The organism is Pseudoxanthomonas sp. (genome assembly GCF_027498035.1).
In the GTDB taxonomy this organism is placed as follows: Bacteria; Pseudomonadota; Gammaproteobacteria; order Xanthomonadales; family Xanthomonadaceae; genus Pseudoxanthomonas_A.
Map to the genome: position 1 here is coordinate 426415 of NZ_CP114978.1, position 23370 is coordinate 449784.

Annotated in this window: 18 protein-coding genes; 9 read left to right on the forward strand and 9 right to left on the reverse strand. The window is 66.3% G+C overall.

Annotation, left to right across the window (positions count from 1 at the left end):
• Nucleotides 1-77 precede the first annotated feature (77 nt).
• Both O8I58_RS02045 and epmB read right to left on the reverse strand, forming a co-directional pair.
• Complete coding sequence (locus O8I58_RS02045; RefSeq protein WP_298320244.1) at nt 78-2159, reverse strand: EAL domain-containing response regulator; 2082 nt, start codon at nt 2157-2159, stop codon at nt 78-80.
• 105 nt (nt 2160-2264) lie between these two features.
• Nucleotides 2265-3311 (reverse strand): EF-P beta-lysylation protein EpmB, encoded by a 1047-nt coding sequence (gene epmB / locus O8I58_RS02050; RefSeq protein ID WP_298320246.1) that lies wholly within the window; start codon nt 3309-3311, stop codon nt 2265-2267.
• Nucleotides 3312-3415: 104 nt separating this feature from the next.
• Between epmB and efp the strand changes: the two genes are divergently transcribed.
• The 6 genes from efp (at nt 3416) to O8I58_RS02080 (ending at nt 8254) form a co-directional block, all read left to right on the forward strand.
• Complete coding sequence (gene efp / locus O8I58_RS02055) at nt 3416-3982, forward strand: elongation factor P (RefSeq protein WP_298320248.1); 567 nt, start codon at nt 3416-3418, stop codon at nt 3980-3982.
• A 4-nt stretch (nt 3983-3986) separates the two neighbouring features.
• Nucleotides 3987-4658, forward strand: a complete 672-nt coding sequence (locus O8I58_RS02060) for a TMEM175 family protein (RefSeq protein WP_298320250.1) — start codon at nt 3987-3989, stop codon at nt 4656-4658.
• Nucleotides 4659-4712: 54 nt separating this feature from the next.
• Nucleotides 4713-6053, forward strand: a complete 1341-nt coding sequence (locus O8I58_RS02065; RefSeq protein ID WP_298320251.1) for a TRZ/ATZ family hydrolase — start codon at nt 4713-4715, stop codon at nt 6051-6053.
• 77 nt (nt 6054-6130) lie between these two features.
• Entirely contained in the window at nt 6131-6853 is a 723-nt protein-coding gene (ubiG, locus tag O8I58_RS02070; RefSeq protein ID WP_298320254.1) for a bifunctional 2-polyprenyl-6-hydroxyphenol methylase/3-demethylubiquinol 3-O-methyltransferase UbiG, read from the forward strand.
• 34 nt (nt 6854-6887) lie between these two features.
• Complete coding sequence (locus O8I58_RS02075) at nt 6888-7571, forward strand: phosphoglycolate phosphatase (protein ID WP_298320256.1); 684 nt, start codon at nt 6888-6890, stop codon at nt 7569-7571.
• A complete protein-coding gene (locus tag O8I58_RS02080; RefSeq protein WP_298320258.1) occupies nt 7571-8254 on the forward strand; it encodes a phytoene/squalene synthase family protein in 684 nt (227 codons plus the stop codon). The genes O8I58_RS02075 and O8I58_RS02080 overlap by 1 nt, the downstream gene beginning before the upstream one ends.
• Nucleotides 8255-8357: 103 nt before the next feature.
• Here the strand turns inward: O8I58_RS02080 and O8I58_RS02085 are convergent, their stop codons facing one another.
• From O8I58_RS02085 to yidD, 3 genes are read right to left on the reverse strand one after another with little or no spacing between them, the layout of a single operon-like run.
• The gene (locus O8I58_RS02085) at nt 8358-9155 is read right to left on the reverse strand and encodes a M23 family metallopeptidase (RefSeq protein WP_298322652.1); all 798 of its coding nucleotides are present in this window, start codon (nt 9153-9155) and stop codon (nt 8358-8360) included.
• A gap of 47 nt (nt 9156-9202) precedes the next feature.
• Nucleotides 9203-10552 carry a dihydroorotase gene (locus O8I58_RS02090; RefSeq protein ID WP_298320260.1) on the reverse strand — a complete coding sequence of 450 codons (1350 nt, stop codon included), beginning with the start codon at nt 10550-10552 and terminating at the stop codon, nt 9203-9205.
• On the reverse strand, nt 10537-10818 hold the full coding sequence (yidD, locus tag O8I58_RS02095) for a membrane protein insertion efficiency factor YidD (protein ID WP_298322655.1): 282 nt from the start codon (nt 10816-10818) through the stop codon (nt 10537-10539). The genes O8I58_RS02090 and yidD overlap by 16 nt, the downstream gene beginning before the upstream one ends.
• A gap of 86 nt (nt 10819-10904) precedes the next feature.
• Here yidD and dksA point away from each other — a divergent pair, with 86 nt between their 5' ends.
• On the forward strand, nt 10905-11924 hold the full coding sequence (dksA, locus tag O8I58_RS02100) for an RNA polymerase-binding protein DksA (RefSeq protein ID WP_298320262.1): 1020 nt from the start codon (nt 10905-10907) through the stop codon (nt 11922-11924).
• Between the two features lie 83 nt (nt 11925-12007).
• On the opposite strand, the gene metH is transcribed toward dksA, so the two are convergent.
• The 3 genes from metH to O8I58_RS02115 form a co-directional block, all read right to left on the reverse strand.
• The gene (gene metH / locus O8I58_RS02105; RefSeq protein WP_298320264.1) at nt 12008-14695 is read right to left on the reverse strand and encodes a methionine synthase; all 2688 of its coding nucleotides are present in this window, start codon (nt 14693-14695) and stop codon (nt 12008-12010) included.
• Between the two features lie 155 nt (nt 14696-14850).
• Complete coding sequence (locus tag O8I58_RS02110; protein ID WP_298320266.1) at nt 14851-15963, reverse strand: homocysteine S-methyltransferase family protein; 1113 nt, start codon at nt 15961-15963, stop codon at nt 14851-14853.
• A 10-nt stretch (nt 15964-15973) separates the two neighbouring features.
• Entirely contained in the window at nt 15974-16903 is a 930-nt protein-coding gene (locus tag O8I58_RS02115) for an ArsR/SmtB family transcription factor (RefSeq protein WP_298320268.1), read from the reverse strand.
• A gap of 123 nt (nt 16904-17026) precedes the next feature.
• On the opposite strand from O8I58_RS02115, the gene O8I58_RS02120 reads away from it, so the two are divergent.
• On the forward strand, nt 17027-18175 hold the full coding sequence (locus O8I58_RS02120) for an acyl-CoA dehydrogenase family protein (RefSeq protein WP_298320270.1): 1149 nt from the start codon (nt 17027-17029) through the stop codon (nt 18173-18175).
• 144 nt (nt 18176-18319) lie between these two features.
• Nucleotides 18320-20086, forward strand: a complete 1767-nt coding sequence (locus tag O8I58_RS02125) for an endonuclease (RefSeq protein ID WP_298320272.1) — start codon at nt 18320-18322, stop codon at nt 20084-20086.
• 77 nt (nt 20087-20163) lie between these two features.
• On the opposite strand, the gene O8I58_RS02130 is transcribed toward O8I58_RS02125, so the two are convergent.
• Complete coding sequence (locus tag O8I58_RS02130; protein ID WP_298320274.1) at nt 20164-23358, reverse strand: multidrug efflux RND transporter permease subunit; 3195 nt, start codon at nt 23356-23358, stop codon at nt 20164-20166.
• Nucleotides 23359-23370: the final 12 nt, after the last annotated feature.

Here is a 23370-nt window from a genome sequence, read left to right on the forward strand (position 1 = left end):
TCGGTGCAGGTGCCGGCCAAAGCAAAAGCAAAAGCCCGCCGGAAGGCGGGCTTTTTCATGTCGGTTTCCAGGCGCGCTCAGGCGCTGAAATCGAAGCCCATCTCCGGTGTTGCCTGGCCGACGAAGTGTCCTTCCACATAATCCAGCCCTGCGCCGAACAGCAGCGACATCGTGGCCGGGTCCTGGACGTGTTCGGCGATGGTGGTCATGCCGTCGCGCCGGGCACGGGTCGTGATCTCGCGGATCGTGTCCTGGGTTTCGCTGGCGCTGGCGTGATCTTGGCTGAAGCTGCGATCCAGCTTGAGGAAGGCCGGGGTGAAGTGGGCCAGCAGCTGGAACGAATCCAGCCCGGTGCCGAACTGCTCCAGCCCGACCTTGCAGCCCAGCTTGCTGGCCGAGGTCAGGAATTCCTGGGCGCTGCGCAGGTGGGTGAAGACCTTGGCCTCGGTGGTTTCCAGCCACAGCCGTTCGCCGGGCACGCCATGGGCGGCCAGTTCGCGGGCGATGACGTCGATCAGGCGTGCATCGCCGAACGAAGCCTGGCTGACCTTGACCAGCAGGCGGGCCGGACGACCGGCACGTTCGCGTTCGCCCAGCACGGCGATGGCACGGGCGACGACCCAGCGGTCGATGTCATCCAGCAGGCCGGCTTCCTCGGCAATGGCCAGGAAGGTCACCGGCTTGATCTTTTCGCCACCGACGGTCTCCAGGCGCAGGAAGGCTTCGTAGAAATCGCCGGCTTCGCCCATCAGCGGAATGATCGGCTGGTAATGCAGCAGGAAGCCTGGGCCATTCAACGCGTGGCGGACGAAACCCAGGATGCGCTCGACGCGCTCTTCCTCGGCGCGATCCACGGCGGCTGGATCGAAGATCTGCACGCTGTTGCCACCCAGGTTGGCCGCCGAGTGCAGGTTTTCGCTGGCACGGGCCAGCACCTGGTTGATGCTGGCGATCTTCTCGCCGATCTGCACGCCGCCGACGCTGAGCGTGGCGGTGACCGAGCGGGCGCCGATTTCAAAGACATGCGAGGCGAAGGCCGCCCGCAACGACTCGGCCAGTTCGGCGGTGCGCAGGTGGCTGCAGCGGCACAGCACCGCAAAGCCATGTTCGGTGAAACGGGCCGAGATCATGTCCGGATCCAGCACCTGGGCGAACCTGGCCGCCATCGCCGCGATCAGCGCATCGGCCGAATCCAGGCCGATGTCCGGCAGCAGGCGTGCGTAGTGGTCGGGCTCGACCAGCAGCAGGCCGTACTGGGCGCCATCGCCCAGGCCGACCTCGGCCACAGCGTCTTCCAGCGCGTGCAGGAACGTGGGGCGATTGAGCAGGCCGGTGACGACGTCGCGCTGGCGCAGGCCCTCGACCTCGCGCGCCAGTTCGGTATCCAGCTCGCGGTGGCGGAAGACCACCTGCACGCAGGCTTCGCCCTCGTAGGTGGCCGTGGCGAATTCCATGACCGCCGGGAAGGCCTCGCCTGCCTGCGTGCGCGCTTCGCATTCGTAGCGTGGCGGCGGCGGCTCGCCCTTGCCCAGGCGCTTGAGCAGCTGCTTGAACTCCTCAACCTCCTTGGGTGCGACCAGGTCGAGCAGCGACAGGCCCTCGACATCCTCGAAGGAGGCGAAGCCGAACATGTCCAGGTAGGCATCGTTGGCACGGATGTGCATGCCTTCATGGATGTAGGCGATGGGGTCGCGCGAGGAAGCGATCAGGGCATCGCAGCGGCGCTCGGTTTCGCGCAGCTGTGCTTCCAGCCGGCGCAGGCTGCGGCGCGCCTCGAGGTCCTCCCATTCGGTCCGCAGCACGCTGAGCAGGTGGTCCTGGCGGCTGCGCACGGCCACGGCGCGGGCGCCATGGACCAGATCGTCCACGACCGATGAATTGCCGGCGTCGTCGATCATCACGATCACCGGGATGTCCTTGCCACTGGCGGCCACCGTGGACAGCACCGTGTCCATGGGGATGGTGCGCGCGGTCTTGGCGGCCAGGATCAGGTCGACCGGCTGGTTGGCCAGCTGCTGGGTCAGTTCGATGGGGTCCAGCGGGCGCAGCGGGCGCACGGCGATGCCGTCGTTGCGGAAGTTGCTGACCACGGCTTCGGCGGCTTCGCCGCTGTCGTCGACGATCATCAACCGGACGGTGGTGTCTTTGCCGATCTGCATTGCGCTGGTTCTGTCGGGGGACGCCGTTTAATACAGGAACCCCGCCGGAGCGTCCATCCCGGCCCGGGCGCCCGGTCGGCCGGAATCATTCGCGTCGGAGCGCGCTCAGAGTGCGCGCTTGCCGGTGTCGCCGGGAATCTCGCGGACCAGCCGGGGCACCAGATAGCCGGACAGCCGCGCCGCCAGCTGTGCATGCAGCGACAGTGCCTGGGTGTCGGTGACCTCGAAGTGGGCCACGCCCTGGACCCGGTCCAGCTGGTGCAGGTAGTACGGCAGCACGCCCGCGGCAAAGCCACGTTCGGACAGTTCGGCCAGGGCATCGACGCTGTCATTGATCCCGGCCAGCAGCACGGCCTGGTTGAGCAGGGTGGCACCGGCGCCGCGCAGCGCGGCCAGGGCGGCGTCAACCTGCGCATCGAATTCGTTGGCGTGGTTGGCGTGCAGCACGAACGCCACGGGCCAGGGCAGGCCGCATAGCCATTGCAGCAGCGGTGCGTCCACGCGTTCGGGCAGGATCACCGGCAGGCGGCTGTGGATGCGTAGGCGCTTGAGATGGCCGATGCCGGCCAGCGCATCGGTCAGTTCGGCCAGCTTGGCCGTGGACAGCGACAGCGGATCGCCGCCGGACAGGATCACTTCGTCGATGGTGTCGTCCGCGCGGATCCGGGCCACGGCCTGCGACCAGTGATCGCGGGCGGCGGTTTCCTCGCCATACGGGAAATGCCGACGGAAGCAGTAGCGGCAATGGATCGCGCAGCTGCCGGTGGCCACCAGCAGGGCGCGGCCGTCGTATTTCTGGATCACACCGGTGGCCGAGCGCGCGGCGGCATCGCCGACTGCATCGAAGCCGAAGCCGGGCAGGACCCGCATTTCGGCATCCAGCGGCAGCACCTGGCGCAGCAGCGGGTCGTGCGGGTCGCCGTGGCGCATGCGGGCCACGAAACCGCGCGGGGCCAGCAGCGGGAACTGGGCCGTCGCGTCCGTCGACACGCCCAGCGCGGCCGCATCCAGGCCCAGCAGCTGCAGCAGTTCGGCCGCGTCGCGCACCGCCTGGCGCAGCGCCTGCTGCCAGGCGGACGGCTGCAGCGGGGCGGGGGGCGTGGTGGACGAAGCCGTGACCGGCTGTCTGGAGGCGTGTGCTGCAGGTATCATGGTGGCTTAAGAAGACAAGCGCCCGGCGGTTGCGGCGGGCTTTCCCATTGTATCCGGCCGGTCGCCACGCGCGGCGGGTTTGCCTTACCCGAGGAGTTTTGCCCATGGCCAGTTACGGCATGAACGACGTCAAGAACGGGATGAAGATCCTGATCAACAACGAACCCGCCATCATCACGGACACCGAGTACGTGAAGCCGGGCAAGGGCCAGGCCTTCACCCGCATGAAGTACCGCTTCATCCGCTCCGGCCGCGTGGTCGAGCTGACCATGAAGGCGACCGATTCGATCGAAGCGGCCGACGTGGTCGATACCGACATGAACTACATGTACAGCGACGGCGAGTACTGGCACTTCATGGACCCCGAATCCTTCGAGCAGGTCCAGTCCGACAAAGCCGGCCTGGGCGGCGCGGAGAAGTGGCTCAAGGGCGAGGAAGCCTGCATCGTGACGCTGTGGAACGGCACCCCGATCTGGGTCCAGCCGCCGAACTTCGTCGAGCTCAAGATCACCGAGACCGACCCGGGCGTGCGCGGTGATACCTCCGGCGGCGGCGGCAAGCCGGCCACCCTGGAAACCGGTGCCGTCGTGCGCGTGCCGCTGTTCGTCAACCAGGACGAAACCATCCGCGTCGACACGCGTTCGGGCGAATACTCCGCGCGCGTGAAGTAACCGGATGAAAGACCTGGGCGAGCTTGAAGGGCAGGCAGGCGAGCGCGGCCTGGTCGATCTGTTTCCGCATGACCGCGTCGTGTTCTTCAGCGACGCGGTCTTCGCCATCGCCATCACGCTGCTGGCGATCGAACTCAAGCTGCCGGACCGGGAGATGATCGAACACCTGGGCGCCAATGGCGCCTCGGGCGAGGTCACCGCGCTGTTCGTGTCCTACTTCATCAGCTTCGCGGTGACCGGCCTGTTCTGGGTCGGTCACATGCAGACCTGGCGCCATGTGCGCCAGGTCAGTGGCAAGCTGGTGTGGACCAACCTGCTGCAGCTGATGTTCGTGGCGCTGATGCCGTTCGCCACGCGCGAATATTCGGTCTACTTCGCCGGGGAAAGCCCGGGGCGGTTCGCGTTCTATGCGTTCGTGCTGGCGGGCATTTCGTTCTTTTCCTTCGTTTCGCGCCGGATCGTGGTGCGCCAGGAGCAACTGGCGGAACGCCTGGGGCAGGGGCCGGCGCGCTGGCTGGTCTGGCGTGGCCTGGTGCCGCTGGTGGTGTTTACCGCGACGATTCCGCTGGCCTTTGTCCTGCCGGTGTGGTGCGGCGGTTTTGTGTTCATGACGATTTTTCCCTGTCTTGCGCTGGTCAAGTGTCGGATCCTGCGTACCTCGCTGCCGGCGGCGTGAGCCCTGGCGCCATCCGGCGCGCTTTCCCCATTGCCCTTCTGGAGTCGATGTCCCGTGACCCAATCCGTCCCGGAATCCTGTGACCTGTTGATCGAGGCCGGCTTCGTGGTCCCCGTGGAGCCGCATGCGGTGGTGCTGGAAGACCATGCCGTGGCGATTCGCGACGGTGTGATTGTCGCGATCCTGCCCACGGTGCAGGCGCGTACGCGTTTCGCAGCGAAGCAGACCGTACAGCGCCCGGAAGCCGCGCTGATCCCCGGCCTGGTCAACGCCCACACCCACAACCCGATGACGCTGCTGCGTGGCATCGCCGACGACCTGCCGCTCAAGGTCTGGCTGCAGGAACATATCTGGCCGGTGGAAGGCGCGGTGATGGGGCCGGAGTTCATCGCCGACGGCATCACCCTGGCGATTGCCGAGATGCTCCGCGGCGGCACCACCTGCGTCAACGAGAACTACTTCTTCCCCGACGTGCAGGCGGCGACCTACAAGCACCACGGTTTCCGCGCGCGCATCGGCCTGCCGGTGATCGATTTCCCGACCGCCTGGGCCAGCAGCGACGACGAGTATTTCGACCGCGCCGGCGAAGTGCACGACCAGTGGCGCGACGATCCGCTGATCGCCACCGCATTCGCGCCGCATGCGCCGTACACGGTCAATGACGCCAACTTCGAACGCGTACGGATGCTGTCCGACCAGCTTGACGTGCCGGTGCACCTGCACCTGCACGAAACCGCACAGGAAGTGCAACAGTCGCTGGACCAGTACGGCCAGCGCCCGATCGCGCGCCTGGACCGGATGGGCCTGATCAACGATCGCCTGATCGCCGTGCACATGACCCAGCTGACCGAGGCCGAGATCCACCTGTGCGCCGAACGCGGCGTCAGCGTGGTCCATTGCCCGGAATCCAACCTCAAGCTGGCCTCCGGCTTCTGCCCGGCCTGTGCGCTGGCCAGGGCAGGGGTGAACCTGGCCATCGGTACCGACGGCTGTGCGTCCAACAACGACCTGGACATGTTCAGCGAGACCCGCACCGCGGCGATCCTGTCCAAGGCCGTGGCCCAGGACGCGGTAGCGCTGGATGCCTTTGCCGCACTGCGCGCGGCGACCTATGGCGGCGCCAAGGCGATCGGCTTCGACCATCTGGTTGGCACGCTGGAAGTCGGCAAGCAGGCCGACATCGCCTGCGTGGACCTGTCGGCGCTGGAAACCCAGCCGCTGCACCACGTCGTCTCGCAGCTGGTCTACGCCACCGGCCGCCACCAGGTGACCGATGTGTGGATCGCCGGGCGCGAACGCTTGGTCGACCGCCAGCCGGTCGGGATCGACATGGCCGGCGTGGTCGCCAATGCGCGCCAGTGGCGCCAGCGCATCGTCGGGCTGCATCCGCGCTGAGGCCAGCCTCACGCCAGACACCTGCGCGCAGGATCATCCTGTCCGTGCCTTCCGCGAAATCAGTGACGGAGTTTTCCATGTCCACCGCTACCGAGCGCCCGCAGGCGCGCAACTTCGATCAGGCCGAACTGGACAAGTTCGGCGCGCTGGCCACCCGCTGGTGGGACCCGGACGGTCCGCAGAAAGCGCTGCACGCGCTCAACCCGGTGCGCCTGCAATACGTGTCCACGCGCCTGCCGCTGGCCGGCAAGCGGGTGCTGGACGTGGGCTGTGGCGGTGGATTGCTGAGTGAAGCGCTGGCCGCGGCCGGTGCGCAGGTCACCGCCATCGACCTGTCGCCCGAGCTGCTCAAAGTCGCGCGCCTGCACAAGCTCGAATCCGGCGTGGAGGTGGACTACCGCCAAGTCGCGGTGGAAGACCTGGCCGAGGAGGCGCCGGAAAGTTTCGACGCCATCACCTGCATGGAAATGCTCGAACACGTGCCGGACCCGGGCGCGATCATCGAAGCCTGCGCGCGCCTGCTCAAGCCCGGTGGCCAGCTGTTCCTGTCCACGCTCAACCGTACCCCGGCCGCGTTCGCGCTGGCCGTGGTCGGCGCCGAATACATCGCCAAGCTGCTGCCCAAGGGCACCCACAAGTACGCCGATTTCATCAAGCCGTCCGAACTGGCTGCGTGGACGCGCCAGAGCGGCCTGCAGATGACCGATGTCAGCGGCCTGGTCTATGAACCCTGGCGCGGCGCCGCGCGCCTGAGCCGCCGCACCGAGGTCAACTACCTGGCCTGCGCGCTCAAGCCGTAACGCATCCACTTCCGCCAGCGCCCGCCAGCACGCCATGCCTGAGTTTCGTTTTCCCGATGTCGCCCTGTTCGATCTGGATGGCACGCTGCTGGACAGCGCGCCGGACATGGTCGCCACCGTCAACCGCATGCTGGCCGCGCGCGGTCGTGCGCCAATGCCGCTGGAAGCGCTGCGTCCGCACGTGTCCAAGGGCGCGCGCGCGATGTCCGGCGCGGCGTTCCTGGAGCTGTCCATCGCGCAGCGCGATGCACTGGTGCCGGAGTTCCTGGCGATTTACGCCGAAGAACTCGGCAAGCACGGCGTACCGTTCGAAGGCATCGAGCCGATGCTGCGTGCGCTGGAAAACGCAGGCGGCCGCTGGGGCATCGTCACCAACAAGCCCGAGTACCTGGCCCGCGACCTGATGCCGCTGCTGGGCTGGGAAACGCGTTGCGCGGTGCTGATCGGCGGCGACACGCTGAGCGAACGCAAGCCGCATCCGTTGCCGCTACAGGAAGCCGCGCGTCTGCTGGGCGCGGACATCGCCCAGTGCGTGTACATCGGCGACGACGAGCGCGACATCCAGTCCGCGCGCGCGGCGGGCATGGCGTCCATCGCCGCGCTCTGGGGCTATCGCCTGGCAGATGACGCGCCCGATGCGTGGCAGGCCGATGTGATGCTGGACGAAGCAAGCGACTTGCTCGACCCGGCCAACTGGCCGCAGCAGGCGCCTCGCTGATGTCCAACTCGGCCGCGTTGGACAGCTTCCTGGAGAAGTGGCGCACCCGATCGCCCGAATGGCAGCTGGTGCAAAGCTTCGTGCCAGCCCCGCAGCGCGAGATCGCCGTGGCCTGGTTCGCCCTGCTGCAGGAGCTGGCCGACGCGATGAACATCGCCGGCGATCCGCTGCCGGCCGATGCCAAGCTGGCCTGGTGGGGCGAAGAGTTGCGCGACTGGTCGCGGCGGCGTTCGCGCCATCCGCTGGGCCGCGTGCTGGAGCCCGTGTCCGCGCCGTGGGACACGCTGGCCGACGCGCTGCCCGCACTGCCGCTGATGCGGGCGCTGCCGGATTCGGCAGATGCTGCGCTGCCGCTGGTCCTGCCGCTGGCGCGTGCGGTTGCCCGGGTCGAAGCCGGATTGTTCCCCGGCGCGCGTCGTCCCGAGGACATCGACGCGCTGGCCGCGCAGTTGCTGTTCTCGCGCTGGATGGAAGTGCCGCCGCATGCCGACATGCCGCGTTGGCGCGACGCATTGCTGGCGCGCTGGCCTGCGCGCGGCGGCGGCCCGCGTCCACGCCGGATCATCAACGCCATCCTGCGCAAGCGCCTGGAGCGTCTGCATGCGGACGGGCAGGGCAGCACGCCGACCAAACCGCTGGCACTGGTCTGGACCGGCTGGCGCGCTGCCAGCGGCGGCGATTGATCCCTACCTTTTTGTAGAGACGAGCTTGTGGCGATCCCATCTTTGGGACTCGGCTGCTCTTCGGACAGGACGCCGGGAAGGCCCCAGCGGAGCAAGCTCCGCGCTACAGCTTCCGTTCCAGCACCAGCAGCGGATCGATGCGGGTATCGAACCAGCTCATGCCCCAGTGCAGGTGCGGCCCGGTCGCGCGTCCGGTCGCACCCACCGCGCCGATCACCTGGCCCTGAGTGATGCGGTCGCCGACCTTCACGTCGATCCGCGACAGGTGCAGGAAGTTGGAGCTGACCCCGTAGCCGTGGTCCAGCAGCACCGTGCCGCCGGTCAGGTACAGGTCCGGCGCAGCGAAGGTGACGATGCCTGCTGCCGGTGCTTTCACCGGTGTACCGGTCGGTACGGCGATGTCCATGCCCGAATGCCCGGCGGGCGAGGGCTGGCCGTTGTACACGCGCGCATTGCCGAAGCGGCCGCTGATGCGGCCCTGCACTGGCCAGATGAAGGCCGCGACGAAGTCGGTGCGGTCGTCGTCGCGGTCGCGCGCGGCGCTGACCTGGGCTTGTTCGCGCTGGATGCGGGCGGCGATCTCAGGCGGCGGGTTCACGCTCTTGGGCGGCACGCCATTGACGCGCTCGGTCGGCCAGTCACGCGCGGTGACGGCAATCGAAACCGACTGCGGCGCGGCACCAGGCGCGCTGACCTGGACCTGGAGCGGGCCGGTTTCGTTACGGCCCACGCCGAACACCACCGTGCCGTAGCCGCTGACCCGCAGCGACCGGCCCGCATAGCGCACCTGGCTACCTGGGGCGACCTTGCCGAACACCAGCGCGCCCTGCGACACCGAGGTCGGGAACACGGCCTGTCCGGTGGACTGGGCCTGCTGCGCTGTCGCTGTGAGGGCTGGCATTCCTGCGCTGCCGGCCACGGCCAGCAGCAGGGCCAGCAAGGCGCGCCTCATCGGTTGAATTCCAGCCGCAGCCCCTTCGGGGTGCCGACCAACTGCTCGCCGTTCCAGACCATGCGGCCGTTCACCCAGGTCGCGCCGATCCTGTGCTGGAAGGTGGTGCCTTCGAACGGCGACCAGCCGCACTTGGACAGGACGTCCTCGCGTTTGACGGCAAATTCCTCGTCATCGATCAACACCAGGTCGGCCCAGTAGCCTTCGCGCAGGAAACCGCGGTCCTTGACGTCGAACAACTGTGCCGGCGCGTGTGCGAACTTCTGCACGACCTGGGTGACCTGGATCTTCTTCTCGTGGACCAGTTCCAGTGCGGCCACCAGTGCGTGCTGCACCAGCGGCAGGCCGCCGGGCGCCCTGGCGTAGCTGGTCTGCGCTTTCTCTTCCAGTGTGTGCGGGGCGTGGTCGGTGGCCAGCACATCGATCACGTTCTCGGCCAGCGCCTTGATCAGCGCGATGCGGTCGGCCGGGTCCTTGATCGCCGGATTGCACTTGATCAGGTTGCCCAGGCGCGCGTAATCATTGCGGTCGAAGCGCAGGAAATGAATGCAGGTCTCGGCGGTGATCTTCTTGCGCACGCCGTCCTTGTTGACCAGCGGACCGGCCTTGAACAGCGCCAGCTCCTCGGCGGTGGAGAGGTGCAGCACATGCAGCCGGGTGCCGTGCTTCTGCGCGAGCGACAGCGCCAGGCGCGTGGATTTGATGCAGGCCTCGCGCGAACGGATGTCCGGGTGGAACTGCACCGGGATGTCATCGCCGTACTTCTCCCGGTACCTGGCCAGGTTGGCGTCGATCGTCGGCGTGTCTTCGCAGTGCGTGATGATCGGCACCGGCGTGTCGCGGAAGATCGCATCCAGCGTTTCGGGGTCGTCCACCAGCATGTTGCCGGTCGAGGCGCCCATGAAGACCTTCACGCCCGGCGTGGTTTTTGGGTCGATGCGCTGGATGTCGGCCAGGTTGTCGTTGCTGGCCCCCATGTAGAAGCCGTGGTTGGCCCAGGCGCGGCCCTGTGCGCTGGCGTACTTGGCTTCCAGCGCGTCGGCATTGAGCGTCGGCGGGTTGGTATTGGGCATGTCCATGAAGGTGGTCAGGCCACCGGCCACGGCTGCGGCCGATTCGGTCGCGATGTCACCCTTGTGGGTCAGTCCGGGTTCGCGGAAATGGACCTGGTCGTCGATCATCCCCGGCAGCAGCCAGCGGCCGCCGGCCTCGATCACGGTATCGCCCGCGCCGGGTGCGACCCTGGAAGCGATCTTCGTGATGCGGCCGTTCTCGAAACGCAGGTCACCGGTTGTCTCGCGCCCTTCATTGACCAGGCGCGCGTTGACGATCACGGTGGCGGGCATTTGCAGTTTCCTTGGCGCGAAGATGAATGCGGGGCGTCAGGGACGGGATCGTACCCGCCAGGGTGGAAGGGGTGGCAGCGGCCCACCCGGCCAGCGGCCATCCAGCAGCCGCGCAGCACGCCAAAGCGTGCGATCGCGTCCATGGCATAGACCGAGCAGCTGGGCTCGAAGCGGCAGCGTGGTCCCAACAGTGGGCTGATGAAACGCTTGTAGCCGCGCAATAAGACAATGAGTCCGCGCTGGAGCATGGCCCGATGATAAGCGATGGACCGGCCGCGTGGTTGCCCCCCCTGCGTGGGTGAGCTATAAAGGCCCGCTTTTCCCGGCCCGGGAATCATCAAGGACGCTGTTCGTGGCAGCCAAGAAACCCGCAAAAAAGGCCATCAAGGCCGTCAAGTCGCCCGCCGTTGCGAAGAAAGTCCCCGTTGCCAAGGCTCCGGCCAAACCGGCACCGGCGAAGAAGGCCGCGCCTGTGGCCAGCAAGAAACCGGCGGCCACCAAGACTGTTGCTGCGAAAAAGACCACGAGCACCGCCACAGCCGCCAAGCCTGCGGCCGTGAAAAAGCCGGCGCCTGCGCCGGTCAAGAAGGCCGCAGCAGGGAAGCCCGCGCCCAAGCCCGCACCGAAGCCGGTCGCCAAGACCGCTCCGGCCAAATCCGCTCCTGCCAAGGCCGTCGGCCGCAGCAAGGCCCCGCCGGCGAAGCCCGCCGCGACGCCTGCGCCTGCCGCGTCGCCTGCCAAGGCCGCTCCTGCAAAGAACACTGTGCCCGCTTCCAAGACCCCATCGAAAACCACCAAGACCACCAAATCCGTTGCGCCGGCCAAGCCTGTCGTGCCCGCCAAGCCAGCGGCCGCACGGGTGACCGGCAAGATCGCCGTTGCCGTCGTTGCCCGCACGACCGAGGCTGCGCCCAAGACCAAGGCGCGCAAGGTCGACTACGCCATCGACGAGGCCACCGGCCGTCCCCAGTTGCCCGCCGGCTACAAGCCCAAGGGTGACGAGGAGTACATGAGCCCGCTGCAGCTGGAGTACTTCCGCCAGCGCCTGATGAGCTGGCGCGCGGATCTGGTCGAGGAATCCAAGCAGACCATCGAGAACCTGAAGGACGAAGTGCGCGACGTGGGCGACGAAGCAGAGCGCGCCACCCGCGAAACCGAGAACTCGCTCGAACTGCGCACCCGCGACCGCTATCGCAAGCTGATCGGCAAGATCGACAGCACGCTCAAGCGCCTGGAAGCTGGCGACTATGGTTACTGCGTGGACACCGGTGAAGAGATCGGCCTGGAGCGTCTTGAGGCGCGCCTGACCGCCGAGCGCACCCTGGATGCCCAGGAGCGCTGGGAGCACTTGCAGAAGCAGCAGGGCGACTGACCGCCGCTGCGTCTGCGCAGAAAACGAAAAACCCCGCCTCGCGCGGGGTTTTTCTTGGCCTGCAACAGCGTGATCGAAGCCAATCAGTCCGGATCGTAATCCAGGTTCGAAGCCAGCCAGCGTTCGACCTGGGCCAGCTCCACACCCTTGCGCCTGGCGTAATCGCCGGCCTGTTCCTTGGATACGCGGCCGACCACGAAATACTGCGACTTCGGGTGGCTGAAGTAATAGCCGGACACCGCCGCGGTGGGCAGCATCGCGAAGCTTTCGGTCAGGGACATGCCGGCGTTGCCTGGCGCGTCGAGCAGGTCGAACAGCAGGCCCTTCTCGCTGTGTTCCGGACAGGCCGGGTAACCAGGGGCAGGGCGGATGCCGCGGTAGGCTTCAGCGATCAGCGCTTCGTTGTCCAGGGTTTCGCCGGTGTCGTAGCCCCAGAACTCGGTGCGCACGCGTTGGTGCAGGCGTTCGGCCATGGCTTCGGCCAGGCGGTCGGCCAGGGCCTTGAGCAGGATCGCGTTGTAATCGTCGAATGCGGCTTCGAAGCGGGCCACGTGCGGGTCGATGCCGATGCCGGCGGTGACCGCGAAGCCGCCGATCCAGTCCTGCTTGCCGCTGTCCCTGGGCGCGATGAAATCGGCCAGGCAGAAGTCCGGGCGTTCGACCGGCTTGTCCACCTGCTGGCGCAGGAAGCGCAGCGTGGCTTCGCCGTCGTGGTGCTGCAGCACCACGTCATCGCCGACGCTGTTGGCCGGCCACAGGCCGAACACCGCTTTGGCGGTCAGCCATTTTTCCTCGACGATCTGCTTGAGCATCGCCTGGGCATCGGCGAACAGTTCGCTGGCCTGGGTGCCGACCACTTCGTCGGTGAGGATTGCGGGGTATTTGCCGGCCAGTTCCCAGGCCTGGAAGAACGGCGTCCAGTCGATGACCTCGGCCAGTTCAGCCAGCGGGTAATCGTCGAACACGGTGATGCCGGGCTTGTTCGGCGTCGGTGGCGTGTAGTTGTCCCAGTCGCCGTTGAATTTCTGCGCCCGTGCCTTGCCTAGCGTGACCAAGCGCTTGGCGTCGCCGCGGTTCTTGTGGCGCTGGCGGATCTCGGCGTAGTCGGCATCGTTGGCGGCGACGAACGCGGCGCGCATGTCGCGCGAGATCAGCGACTGGGCCACGCCGACCGCGCGCGAGGCGTCCTTCACCCACACCGTCGGCGCGGTGTAGTGCGGGTCGATCTTCAGCGCAGTGTGCGCACGCGAGGTGGTGGCGCCGCCGATCATCAGCGGCATCTCGAAGCCCTGGCGCTGCATTTCGCGCGCCACGTGGGTCATTTCTTCCAGTGAGGGCGTGATCAGCCCGGACAGGCCGATGATGTCGGCGTTCTCGGCGCGGGCCCGATCCAGGATGGTCTGGGTCGGCACCATCACGCCCAGGTCGACCACCTCGAAGTTGTTGCAGGCCAGGACCACGCCGACGATGTTCTTGCCGATGTCGTGCACGTCGCCCTTGACCGTGGCCATGATGATCTTGCCGTTGGACTTGGCGACATCGCCGGTGCGCAGCTTTTCCTCTTCGATGAAGGGCAGCAGGTAGGCCACGGCCTTCTTCATCACGCGTGCGGACTTGACCACCTGCGGCAGGAACATCTTGCCGGCGCCGAACAGGTCGCCGACCACGTTCATGCCGTCCATCAGCGGGCCTTCGATCACGTCCAGTGGGCGGGTCGCTTCGGCGCGGGCTTCCTCTGTATCAGTCTCGACGAAGGCGTCGATGCCATGGACCAGGGCATGGGTCAGGCGCTCGCGCACGCTGCGGCTGCGCCATTCCAGGTCCTCGACCTTTTTCTCGCCCTTCTTGCCCTTGTAGCGCTCGGCGATTTCCAGCAGGCGCTCGGTGCCGTCCTTGCGACGGTTGAGGATCACGTCCTCCACGCGCTCGCGCAGTTCGGGATCCAGCTGGTCGTAGATCGGCAGGCCGCCGGCGTTGACGATGCCCATGTCCATGCCGGCCTTGATGGCGTGGTACAGGAACACCGAATGGATCGCCGCGCGCACGGTTTCGTTGCCGCGGAAGGAGAACGACACGTTCGATACGCCGCCTGACACATGGCAATGCGGCAAGGTGTCCTTGATGATGCGCGTGGCCTCGATGAAGTCCACGGCGTAGTTGTCGTGTTCCTCGATGCCGGTGGCCACGGCGAAGATGTTCGGGTCGAAAATGATGTCTTCCGGTGGGAAGTCCAGCTGGTCCACCAGCAGCCGGTAGGCGCGGGTGCAGATCTCGACTTTGCGCGCGCAGGTATCGGCCTGGCCGGTCTCGTCGAAGGCCATGACCACGGCTGCGGCGCCGTAGCGGCGCACCTTCAAGGCGTGCTCGATGAAGGCCGCTTCGCCTTCCTTGAGCGAGATTGAATTGACCACGCCCTTGCCCTGCAGGCACTGCAGGCCGGCCTCGATCACGCTCCACTTGGAGCTGTCCACCATCACCGGGATGCGGGCGATATCAGGCTCGGACATGATCAGGTTGAGGAAGCGCACCATCGCCTTTTCGGAATCGATCAGGCCCTCGTCCATGTTGACGTCGAGGATCTGCGCGCCGCTGTCCACCTGCTGGCGCGCGACTTCGACGGCTTCCTCGTAACGCTCTTCCTTGATCAGCTTGCGGAACTGCGCGCTGCCGGTGACGTTGGTGCGCTCGCCGACGTTGACGAACAGCAGCTCAGGGGTGATGAGCAGCGGTTCGAGGCCGGACAGGCGGGTGTAGCGGGGCGTAGGCGTCATGGCGGTTCTGCTTGGCTCGTCATTCCCGCGAAGGCGGGAATCCAGGGACTTTGGCTAGGTTGATCAAGAAACTGCGGGATCAGTGCGCATGGATGGCCAGCCATGCGGCTGTTGAGAAGCGCTCCGCCTTCGCGGGAATGATGGCGCTCTCTGGATCAGGCGGCCTGCGACAGTGGCTGCGGCAGCACCCGTGGCGCGATGCCGGCCACCGCTTCGGCGATGGCACGGATGTGGTCGGGCGAGGTGCCGCAGCAGCCGCCGACCAGGTTCAACAGCCCGGCCGTAGCGAACTCGTGCAGCGTCTCGGCCATTTCCTCCGGGGTCTCGTCGTATTCGCCGAAAGCGTTGGGCAGGCCGGCATTGGGGTGGGCGCTGACGTAGCAGTCGGCGACGGTGGAGAGCGTCTCCACGTGTGGACGCAGGTCCTTGGCGCCCAGTGCGCAGTTCAGCCCGATCGAGAGTGGCCTGGCGTGCATCAGCGAGGTGTAGAACGCTTCGGCGGTCTGGCCGGACAGGGTGCGGCCGGAGGCGTCGGTGATCGTGCCTGAGATCATCACCGGCAGGCGCGCGCCGCGCGCGTCGAACACTTCCTCGATGGCGAACAACGCGGCCTTGGCATTGAGCGTGTCGAAGATGGTCTCGACCATGATGGTGTCGGCGCCGCCGTCGATCAGCCCCTCGATGGCTTCGCGATAGGTCACGCGCAGCGCGTCGAAGCTGGTGTTGCGGTAGCCGGGGTCGTTGACGTCCGGGCTGATCGAGGCGGTGCGGCTGGTCGGACCGAGCACGCCGATCACGAAGCGCGGCTTGTCCGGTGTTTTCAACTCGATGGCGTCGCAGCATGCGCGGGCGATGCGCGCGCCTTCCTTGTTCAACTCGTAGACCAGGTGTTCCAGGTGGTAATCGGCCTGGCTGACCGAGGTCGCGTTGAACGTGTTGGTCTCCAGCAGGTCCGCACCGGCTTCAAGGTAGTCGGTGTGCACGCCGGCGATGATCTGCGGATTGCTGAGCAGCAGCAGGTCGTTGTTGCCCTTGAGGTCATGGCCGTGGTCGCAGCCGGGGCCGTGCACGTGGCCTTCCTCGGTGTGGGTGCTGTCGAAGCCGTCGGCGAAGCGCGCGCCGCGATAGTCGGCTTCTTCCAGGCGATGGCGCTGGATCATGGTGCCCATGGCGCCATCGATGATCAGGATGCGGCTGGCCAGCGCGTCCAGCAGCAGCTGGGCGCGTTCCGGATTGAGCCAGGGCAGGGTCTGGGTGGTCATGGTCATGCGCAAATCCTCACGGCTTGATGCCTGTCAGCGACAGCACTTCGAAATGCGGTGGACGGCGTTCGCGGGTGACGGTGTGCAGGTTGGTGGCGGTCAGGCCGGCCGCTTCGGTGAAGGCGGTCAGCTCGACGTCGGTGAAACCCAGGTTGACGTGGCCGTAGGCATTCACGACCGGCTGGTGTTCGTGGCGGGCCAGCGAGCTGATCAGCACCTTGCCACCGGGACGCAGCACGCGCGCGGCTTCGGCCACGGCGCGGGCCGGGGCGGTGGAATAGGTCAGTGCGTGCATCAGCACCACCAGGTCGAAGCTGGCATCGTCGAAGGGCAGGGCGTGCATGTCGCCTTCGCGCACTTCCACGTTGGGGAAGCGGCGCAGGCGCTCGCCGGCGGCGGCGACCACGCGGGCGCTGGTGTCCACGCACACATAGCGACTGGAGTGCGGCGACAGCAGTTCGGCCAGCACGCCGTCGCCGGAGGCGATGTCCAGCACATCGCGGGTTTCCAGCAGCGGCAGCGCGGTGCGCGCCAGCGCTTCCCAGGTGCGGCCCGGCGAGTAGTGGCGCTCCATGTCGCCGGCGACGGTGTCGGCCCAGTTCTGGGTGGCGGCGCGGGCGGCCAGGACTTCGGCCACGCGCTCGGCGTCCTGGCGTAGCAGCGGATCGTCACTGCCTGCCCGCAGGCTGCGCCAGAGATCTTGCTGGGCCGGATCCAGGTTGTCCTCGTCGAAGCGGTAGTACGCCGATACGCCGGCGCGCCGGTCGCGGACCAGGCCGGCGTCCTTGAGCTTGGCCAGGTGGGTGGACACACGCGGCTGGGCCAGGCGGGTGATCGCCGACAGTTCGGCCACGGTGAGTTCCTCACCGGCCAACAGGGCGAGCAGGCGCACGCGGGTGGCGTCGGCGAAGACCTTCAGGCGGGCCGACCAGGCTTCCAGATCCATGATCTATCTCTATATCGCGATACGGAGATATTTTGACGGCGATATGTGGTCGGGTCAATTCCATACGCGCCCGCATGGTGTGTGGCTACAATGCCGGAATCGCACCCAGAGGAGGGAAGGACCGTGGATTTCGGATACACCGAAGAGCAGTTGATGATCCAGGATGTGGCCCGCCGGATCGCGCAGGAAAAGATCGCACCCAGCGCCGAGCATTTCGACAAGGCCGGCGAATTCCCGTTGGAGAACATCCAGCTACTGGGTGAAAACGGACTGATGGGGATCGAGGTGCCGGAGGAATACGGCGGCGCGGGGATGGACCCGATCAGCTACGTGTTGGCGATGATCGAAGTGGCCGCTGGCGATGCCGCGCATTCGACCATCATGTCGGTCAACAACTCGCTGTACTGCTCGGGCCTGCTGAAGTTCGCCACCGAGGAACAGAAGCAGCTGTACGTGCGTGCCATCGCCGACGGCAGCCAGATCGGCGCCTTCGCCCTGACCGAGCCGCAGTCCGGTTCCGATGCCACGGCCATGCGCTGCCGCGCGGTGAAGCAGGAGGACGGCAGCTTCGTCATCAACGGCAAGAAGAGCTGGATCACCTCCGGTCCGGTGGCCAAGTACATCGTGCTGTTTGCGATGACCGCGCCGGACAAGGGGGCCAAGGGCATCACCGCTTTCATCATCGATACCGACAAGCCTGGTTTCCACCGCGGCAAGACCGAGCCGAAGCTGGGCATCCGTGCCTCGGCCACCTGTGAAATCGAATTCGCCGACTACGTGGCGCAGGCCAACGAGGTGGTCGGGGTCGAGAACGAGGGCTTCAAGATCGCCATGGGCGTACTGGATGCCGGACGCATCGGCATCGCCTCGCAGGCCATCGGCATCGCGCGTGCCGCCTACGAGAAGACCCTGGAATACGTGAAGGAGCGCAAGGCCTTCGGTGCGCCGATCGGCACCTTCCAGATGACCCAGGCCAAGATCGCCGACATGAAGTGCAAGCTGGATGCGTCGCTGCTGCTGACCCTGCGCGCGGCGTGGTTGAAGGGGCAGGGCAAGAAGTTCAGCAGCGAAGCGGCCATCGCCAAGCTCACCGCCTCCGAAGCGGCGATGTGGATCACCCACCAGGCCGTGCAGATCCACGGCGGCATGGGGTACTCGAAAGAGATGCCGCTGGAGCGCTACTTCCGCGATGCCAAGATCACCGAGATCTACGAAGGCACCAGCGAGATCCAGCGCCTGGTGATTGCACGCGGGGAAACAGGCCTGCGCTGAAACACCTGTGTCATGCCGTTGTGCAGGTGGCGCCGCAAGGCGCCATCTGCGTTTCCGGCGCCTGCGTTCCGTGGTGCATTCGAGGGTTTTTGCTTGGCGATGCCAGCCAGAATCGCCCGTTCCCCCGATGCAAAAGGAGTTGTCATGGCGTCACGCACAAGGTTGTCCCCGCTTTACCTCGGCCTGGGCCTCGCGTTCTGCACGCAGGCGCAGGCCGCGGTCTTCATCAACGAGCTGCATTACGACAACACCGGTGCCGATACCGGTGAGGCGATCGAAGTGGTCGCTACCGCGGGCGAAAGCCTGGCCGGCTACCAGCTGGTGCTCTACAACGGCGGCAGCACCTACGGTACCAGCACGCTGGGCGCGGGTTCGGTGGTCACCTGCGGCGGCAACGCCACCATCGCCACGGTGACCTATCCACGCGATGGCCTGCAGAACGGCAGTGCCGATGGCGTGGCCCTGGTCAACGGCAGCGGCGCGCTGGTGCAGTTCATCAGCTACGAAGGCCAGGTCACCGCCAGCAGCGGTCCGGCGGCTGGCAGCACCAGCAGCAACCTCCCGGTCAGTGAAGGCAGCAGCACCGCGGTGGGCACGTCGCTGCAACTGGGCGGCAGCGGCGCGGCGTATGCCGATTTCAGCTGGAACGGATCGGCCACGCAGACCTTCGGTGCCTGCAACGCGGGCCAGACCTTTACCGGCAGCGGTGGGGGCGGGGACACCAACACGCCGCCCAGCGTGGTCTCGACGACCCCGACCAACGGCGCAACCGGATTCCCTGCGGCAGGCGATCTTGAAGTCACCTTCAGCGAGCCGGTCACGCTGGCCAGCGGTGCGCTGTCGCTGAGCTGTGCGAGCAGTGGCAGTGTCGCGTTGACCTATGCCAGCAGCGGCACCGGCTTTGCGGCGTCGACCGATACCGCATTGGTGGCGGGCGAAAGCTGCAGCTTCACCGTCAACGCCTCGGCGGTCAGTGATGGCGAAGGCGCGCATCCGTCGGCGAACACCGTGGTGGCCTTCAATGTGGCCGATGCAGGCGGTGGCGGCGGCGATCCCGGTGACTACTACGGCAAGGTCAACACCAGCAGCCCCAGCCAGTTGCGCTGCTCGCTGTACGAAACGATCAAGGGCCACACCGCCTATCCGTACAGCGGTAGTGGGACCAATACCTGGTCGATCCTGGAAATCGCCGACGAGAATCCTGCCGACAGCAGCAAGGTCCTGGATGTTTACAAGAACCACAGCTACACCAAGGTCAGCGACCGGGCCGGCACGGGATCGGGGACCACCTACAACCGCGAACACACCTGGCCCAATTCGCTGGGCTTCGGCAGTGCGACCGGCGACATGGGCCTGCCCTATGCGCCCTATACCGACACCCACATGCTGTTCCTCACCGACAGCAGCTACAACGCCGATCGCGGCAACAAGCCGTATGCCGATTGCAGCTCGGGCTGCGGTGAGCGTGCGACCGAAGCCAACAACGGCGAGGGTGGTGGCAGTGGCGTGTACCCCGGCAATTCCAACTGGGTGAAGTCGCCGGATGGCAACCAGGGCTCGTTCGAAGTCTGGGCCGCGCACAAGGGCGATGTGGCCCGTGCGGTGATGTACATGGCCATCCGCTACGAAGGTGATGCCGACCCGAATACCGGGCAGAGCGAGCCGGACCTGGAGCTGACCGACGACCGCAGCAAGATCGTCATCACGTCCTCCTCGCCGGCCTACATGGGCCTGCTGTCCACGCTGCTGGCCTGGAGCGCGGCCGATCCGCCGGACGATGTCGAGCGCGAGCGCAACGAGGTGATCTACAGCTTCCAGGGCAATCGCAATCCGTTCGTCGATCATCCCGAATGGGCCACGCAGGCCTTGTTCACCTCGGCCAAGCCGGCGACCTGCCAGCTGGCCGACTGAGCCGGTTCGGTCCATCACGCCAAACACAAAAAAGCCCCGGCAATGCCGGGGCTTTTTTTGTGCGGGAAACGGACGGCTTAGTGGCCGCCGTGCCCCTGCGGCGAGCCTTCGCCGGCCTGGTCCTTGTGGGCTTCCAGGTATTCCTTGGACGGCTCGTCCATCTTGTCGCCCAGCATGCGGCGGACCACGATGAAGAAGATCGGGATCAGCAGCAGGCCCAGGAACGTGGCGAACACCATGCCGCCGATCACGCCGGTGGAGATGGCGTGGCGGGCGTTGGCGCCGGCACCGCTGGAGATGGCCATCGGCACCACGCCCATGATGAAGGCGAACGAGGTCATCAGGATCGGACGCATGCGCAGGTGCGCGGCGTTGACGATGGCATCGTGCAGCGTCTTGCCCTGCGCGCGCTCCATCACCGCGAACTCCACGATCAGGATCGCGTTCTTCGCCGCCAGGCCGATCACCGTGATCAGGCCGATCTTGAAGAAGATGTCGTTGGACAGGCCGCGCAGCAGCGAGAACGCAAGCGCGCCCAGCACGCCCAGCGGCACCACCAGCAACACCGACACCGGGATCGACCAGCTTTCATACAAAGCGGCCAGGCAGAGGAACACCACCACCAGCGACAGCACCATCAACAGCGTGGCGCTGTTGCCGGCCAGGATTTCCTGGTAGCTCATGCCCGACCAGTCGTAGCCGAAACCGGCCGGCAGCTGGTCGGTAACGATGCCTTCCATGGTGGCCATGGCCTGGCCCGACGAACTGCCCGGGACCGGCGCACCGTTGATGTTCACGGCCGAGTAGCCGTTGTAACGGGCCAGCGACGGCGGCAGCGAATTCCAGCTGGTGGAGACCACGTTGCTCAGCGGGATCATCGCGGCGTTGCCGCTGGCGTCGGTCTCGGTGCTGCTGGGCGTATAGAACTGGCTCAGCGACTCTGCGCCGGTGCGGAACGGTGCATCGGCACGCATGTTCACGCGCTTGATGCGGCCACCGTAGAAGAAGTCGTTGACGTACACCGGCGCCAGCATCAGCTGGATGGAGGTGTAGATGTCAGTGACCGACAGGCCCATCGACTGCGCCTGCACGCGGTCGACCTTGAGCTGCAGCTGCGGGGCGTTTTCCAGCGTGTTGGGACGCACCTGCATCAGGGTCTTGTCCTGCGAGGCGATGCCCAGCAGCTGGTTGCGTGCCGCCATCAGTGCATCGGCGCCGGCGCCGGTGCGGTCCTGCAGCCACATGTCGAAGCCGCCGAACTGGCCCAGGCCCTGGATGGTCGGCAGGTTGACCACGAAGATCTGCGCGCCCTTGACCGATTGCAGCGCGCCGTTGGCCTGGCCAATGAACTGGGTGATGCCGCCCGGGCGTTCGTCCCACGGCTTGAGCTTGATGAAGGCCATGCCGACGTTCTCGCCCTGGCCCAGGAAGCTGAAGCCGGAGATCTGGAACATGCCCTGGAAGCCATCGATCTTGCTCAGCGTGCCGCGGATCTGCTCCATGGCCTCGTTGGTCTTGGACAGCGGCGAACCCGGCGGCAACTGCACGATGCCCAGCGCGTAGCCCTGGTCTTCATCGGGGATGAAGCTGGTCGGCATGCGGCTGAACAGGAAACCGGTCAGCACCACCAGCACCGCGAACACCATCATCCAGCGCGGTGCATGGCGCACCTGTCGGCCGATGGTGCCCACGTAGGTGCGCTCGACCTTGCCGTAGTACTTCTCGAACGTGCGGAAGACGATGTTCTTCGGCTTTTCGTGGCTGTCGTGCGCGTGCTGCTTGAGGAAGCTGGCGCACAGTGCCGGGGTGAAGCCCAGCGCCAGGAACGCCGAGAAGCCCATCGAGATGGCGATGGTCAAGGCGAACTGCTTGTAGATCTCGCCCGAGGCGCCGCCCTGCAGGGCCGACGGGATGAACACCGCCGCCAGCACCACGGTGATGGCGATCACTGCACCGGTGATCTGCTCCATCGCCTTGACGGTGGCCTCGCGCGGCGGAAGTTTTTCTTCCGCCATGATGCGTTCGACATTCTCGATCACCACGATCGCGTCATCGACCACGATGCCGATCGCCAGCACCAGCGCGAACATGGTCAGCTGGTTGATGGTGAAGCCGATGATGAACAGGCCCAGGAAGGTGCCCAGCAGCGCCACCGGGATGACCAGGGTGGGGATGATCGTCGCGCGGAAGTTCTGCAGGAAGATCAGCATCACCAGGAACACCAGGATGATGGCTTCCACCAGCGTGTGGACCACTTCCTCAATGGAGATTTTGACGAAGGTCGTGGTCTCGTACGGCGTGAACCAGCTGACGCCCTGCGGGAAGCTGCCCGCCAGGTCATTCATCTTGGCGGTCACGGCCTCATACACGCTCAGTGCATTGGCGCCGGGCAGCAGCTGGATGCCGAACGCACCCACCGGCTTGCCGTCGAACTTGGTGTCGAAGCCGTAGTTCTGCGGGCCGAACGCCACCCGCGCCACGTCCTTCAGGCGGACCGTGCTGCCATCGGCATTGGCCCGCAGGATGATTTCCTCGAACTGCTCGGGCTGGGTGAAGCGGCCTTCGGCCGACACGCTGACCTGGAACGACTGGTCCTGCGGCGCGGGATCGGCACCCAGTGCACCGGCGGCGAACTGTACGTTCTGCGCCTGGATGGCCGTCAGCACCGTGCTGGCCGACATGTTGTAGCCCTGCAGCTTGCCCGGGTCCAGCCAGATGTTCATGGCGTACTCGGAACCGAAGTGCTGGGTGCTGCCCACGCCCGGGACACGGGCGATCTGGTCGAGCACGCGCGAGGCGATGATGTCGTTGAGCTGGTTGCGGTCGATCGCGGCGACGTTGGACTGCACCGCCACCACCATCAGGAAGCCGGCGTTGGCCTTGGCCACCACCACGCCCTGGTCGGTCACCTCACTGGGCAGGCGGGACTCGGCCAGCGAGACCTTGTTCTGCACCTGGACCTGGGCGATGTCCGGGTCGGTGCCGGTCTGGAAGGTCAGGGTGATGGTCGAACGGCCGGAGGAGCTGGACGTCGAGCTGAAGTACAGCAGGTTGTCGATGCCGGTCAGCTGTTGCTCGATGACCTGGGTCACCGAACGTTCGGCCGTGTCGGCACTGGCGCCCGGGTAGGTCGCGGACACCGTGATCTGCGGCGGGGCGACGTTGGGGTAGGACTCCACGCCGAGGTTGAGGATCGCGATCACGCCCGAAAGCGAGATCAGGATCGCCACAACCCAGGCGAAGACCGGATGGTTGATGAAAAACTTGGGCATCGGAGCGGTTCC

Excerpts from the sequence above, each read along its gene's own strand:
- O8I58_RS02045 (WP_298320244.1), bottom strand. The coding sequence starts at position 2,159 with ATGCAGATCGGCAAAGACACCACCGTCCGGTTGATGATCGTCGACGAC.
- epmB (WP_298320246.1), bottom strand. The coding sequence starts at position 3,311 with ATGATACCTGCAGCACACGCCTCCAGACAGCCGGTCACGGCTTCGTCC.
- efp (WP_298320248.1), top strand. The coding sequence starts at position 3,416 with ATGGCCAGTTACGGCATGAACGACGTCAAGAACGGGATGAAGATCCTG.
- O8I58_RS02060 (WP_298320250.1), top strand. The coding sequence starts at position 3,987 with ATGAAAGACCTGGGCGAGCTTGAAGGGCAGGCAGGCGAGCGCGGCCTG.
- ubiG (WP_298320254.1), top strand. The coding sequence starts at position 6,131 with ATGTCCACCGCTACCGAGCGCCCGCAGGCGCGCAACTTCGATCAGGCC.
- O8I58_RS02075 (WP_298320256.1), top strand. The coding sequence starts at position 6,888 with ATGCCTGAGTTTCGTTTTCCCGATGTCGCCCTGTTCGATCTGGATGGC.
- O8I58_RS02080 (WP_298320258.1), top strand. The coding sequence starts at position 7,571 with ATGTCCAACTCGGCCGCGTTGGACAGCTTCCTGGAGAAGTGGCGCACC.
- O8I58_RS02085 (WP_298322652.1), bottom strand. The coding sequence starts at position 9,155 with ATGCCAGCCCTCACAGCGACAGCGCAGCAGGCCCAGTCCACCGGACAG.
- O8I58_RS02090 (WP_298320260.1), bottom strand. The coding sequence starts at position 10,552 with ATGCCCGCCACCGTGATCGTCAACGCGCGCCTGGTCAATGAAGGGCGC.
- metH (WP_298320264.1), bottom strand. The coding sequence starts at position 14,695 with ATGACGCCTACGCCCCGCTACACCCGCCTGTCCGGCCTCGAACCGCTG.
- O8I58_RS02110 (WP_298320266.1), bottom strand. The coding sequence starts at position 15,963 with ATGACCATGACCACCCAGACCCTGCCCTGGCTCAATCCGGAACGCGCC.
- O8I58_RS02115 (WP_298320268.1), bottom strand. The coding sequence starts at position 16,903 with ATGGATCTGGAAGCCTGGTCGGCCCGCCTGAAGGTCTTCGCCGACGCC.
- O8I58_RS02125 (WP_298320272.1), top strand. The coding sequence starts at position 18,320 with ATGGCGTCACGCACAAGGTTGTCCCCGCTTTACCTCGGCCTGGGCCTC.
- O8I58_RS02130 (WP_298320274.1), bottom strand. The coding sequence starts at position 23,358 with ATGCCCAAGTTTTTCATCAACCATCCGGTCTTCGCCTGGGTTGTGGCG.